This is a genomic window from Coleofasciculus sp. FACHB-712 (genome assembly GCF_014695635.1).
Classification (GTDB): Bacteria; Cyanobacteriota; Cyanobacteriia; order Cyanobacteriales; family FACHB-T130; genus FACHB-T130.
This window is the reverse complement of the sequence record NZ_JACJOQ010000184.1, coordinates 1-2,914: the sequence shown is the minus strand read 5'-3', so window position 1 is coordinate 2,914 and position 2,914 is coordinate 1. Positions and strand designations below refer to the sequence as shown.

Genomic DNA, 2,914 nt, shown 5'->3' with positions numbered 1-2,914 from the left:
GATACTTCTGATAGCAGGGGGATAATTGCCTGTTTGTGGGGAATGGTAACGCTAAAGCCCACAAAATTATCCATTGCGGCAAAACCGGCGATCGCTTTCTCTAAATCTTCCGGCGCGACCGACAAAGGTACATAAACGCAATCTAATCCTAAATGAGCGATCGCCGCATTGTGCATCACCGGCGATAGGGAATGCCCGATGGGATGACCAATCACCCCTAAAAGTTTGGTTGTACCTTGAATCATCTGCATTTGGAAAAGTTGGTAACAAGCATCGCTTCTTACTACCATACGGCTATCGGAAATCTTGTTGACAAGCAATTAAGAGCGACTTGTCACGGGGATGAGAAAAATCATTAACGAGCGACAACTGACAACAGATAAATAACCAAGCTCAGCAAAACTGAGTTGTATGCCAAAATCAGGATTGATGCATACTGAGCGACCATGCTGGGAACACAACTGGGAGGGCGCTATAAAGTAGTCAAAGTCCTAGGAGCTGGAGGATTTAGTCAAACTTACATTGCCGAGGATACGCAGCGACCGAGAAACCCTAAGTGTGTTGTAAAGCACCTCAAACCTGCTCGTCAAGATCCTGCTTTTTTGCAGGTGGCTCGACGGATGTTCAAAACCGAGGCAAAAACGCTTGAAAAACTGGGCCACCACCAACAAATCCCTCATCTGCTAGCTTACTTTGAACAAGACCAACAATTTTACCTGGTGCAGGAGTTCATTGAAGGTTCGCCGCTGAGCGATGAATTGCACCAAGGTACGCGACTGAGCGAATCTGAAATTATTCAGTTCTTGCAGGATGTACTGGGCATCCTGGAGTTTGTTCACGCTTATCAAGTCATCCACCGCGACATCAAGCCGAGCAATTTGATCCGGCGGCGACAGGACGGCAAATTAGTTTTAATTGACTTTGGCGCGGTCAAGGAAATCCGCACCCAGTTGACGAGTGGAACCGATCAGACTAGCATTACAGTCGGAATTGGCACTCAAGGTTATGTGCCGAGCGAACAACTAGCGGGTAAGCCAAAATACAGCAGCGATATCTATGCCTTGGGGATCACTGCCATCCAACTGCTGACTGGGTTAAGACCGAACCAGCTACCAGAAGATCCTGAAACCTCTGAGATTATTTGGCGGGATAAAGTAAAGGTCAGCGATCGCCTAGCAGCAATTTTAGACAAGATGGTACGATACCACTTCCGCGATCGCTACCAGTCCGCTACAGAAGTCAGCCAAGCGATCGCTTCATTGACAGAGGTATCGTTATCTGAAAATACGCCCGTTGCAGAAAAATTTGCTCCAGAAAATATTGCCGACAAAAGCGGGGAAAAAATTAGCGATCGCGCGGGTGTCCTTGAGAAAAAGGCATCGCCGATCCGTTTAGCGATCGCCAGTATCCTTGCTACCGGCTTGCTGCTGGGTGTACGACAACTGGGAGGTTTGCAGTCCTTGGAACTGGCAACCTTCGATCAGATGGTGCGGTTACGGTTTGCGACACGGGTATTGGGAGACTTAGATCGTTCATCCCCAATGGAAGGGCCAGATCCTCGCCTCCTAGTCGTCGAAATCACCGAAGCAGATATCAAAGCTCAAAACAGATATCCGCTATCCGACCGGACTCTGCATCAGCTGTTAGCGCAACTAGAACGGCATCAACCACGAGTCATCGGTTTGGATATCTATCGCGACATCCCGATGGAACCTGGTCATGCAGAATTATCCAGGCAATTACAAAAGAGCGATCGCATCATTACCGTCTGCAAAATCAGCGATATCGATAATCCTGGAGTTGCACCGCCAAAAATTGTCCCGGAAGACCGCCTTAGCTTTGACGATTTGGTGATCGATCCCGATAACGCCGTTCGCCGCAGTCTCTTGTTTGCGACTTCCGATGTCGGTGCCTGTAAGACCCCCTACTCCCTCGGTGCGCGTCTGGCACTGCGCTACCTGGAACAACTGGGAATCGAGGCACAACCGCACCCAAAAAATTATCTCCAGCTCAATTCAATTGTCTTCAAACCCCTAGAAGCCAATTTTGGAGGATACCAGCAGGCAGATTCAGGCGGCTACCAGATCCTGCTCGATTATCGCTCCGCTCATAATATCGCCCAGCAGGTAACGCTCACTGAAGTTTTGAAAGGTCAGATTAACCCCGATTGGGTGAAAGATCGCATTGTTCTGATCGGTGTCACCTCACCCACAGTTGATAACGTTTTTTATACTCCCTACGGGGGCAGTCGTAAGATGTTTGGGGTAAGGGTGCAAGCACAGACCGTCAGCCAAATCCTCAGCGTTGTTCTAGACAAGCGACCTTTGTTTTGGTCTTGGTCGGAATGGGTTGAGGTGCTATGGATTGTGGGATGGGCAGCCGTTGGCGGCTTTTTAGCTTGGCGAATCCGTCATCCCCTGCGATTGATTGTGGTTGGAACTGCAACGCTGGGCATTTTGTTCGTTACCGGCTTCTATTTCTTTATGCAGGCAGGTTGGGTACCTGTCGCAGCACCAGCGCTGGGTTTGCTAGGTAGCGGCGGCTCCACGATCGTCTGTCGGCTGGCTCCAAAAAGAAGAAAACAAGAGCAACCTAAAACTCCCCAAGAGACGCTTTCAGCACCGATAGATAACTGCCCCCCAGAGGAGTCAATCCCAGCAGATACGCTATTCACTCAGGAAGTCAACTTCCACTCAGGTTCTACACAAACAACGATGGGTGGCAACTTAGAACCTAATCAGTGCCACTCTTTCTCTCTTTCCGCCACTGAGGGGCAGCTATTGACAGTGGCAGCGGTAGAAGGCAACGTCAATATCACCGTAATCGATCCGGAAGGGCAAACGGTCGGGACGATTACCGATGGCGCACAGTGGCAAGCATTGCTGCCTTCTGCTGGCAATTACAAAATTGAAGT

1 protein-coding gene and 1 pseudogene are annotated in these 2,914 nt (G+C 49.6%); one reads left to right on the top strand and one right to left on the bottom strand.

Annotated elements, in window-relative coordinates; all coding sequences use genetic code 11:
* Positions 1-245, bottom strand: a pseudogene (locus tag H6F50_RS05020) (shikimate dehydrogenase); the annotation flags it as partial.
* 201 nt (positions 246-446) lie between these two features.
* On the opposite strand from H6F50_RS05020, the gene H6F50_RS05015 reads away from it, so the two are divergent.
* A partial coding sequence (locus H6F50_RS05015; RefSeq protein ID WP_190426975.1) for a CHASE2 domain-containing protein occupies positions 447-2,914 on the top strand: 2,468 nt, incomplete at its 3' end.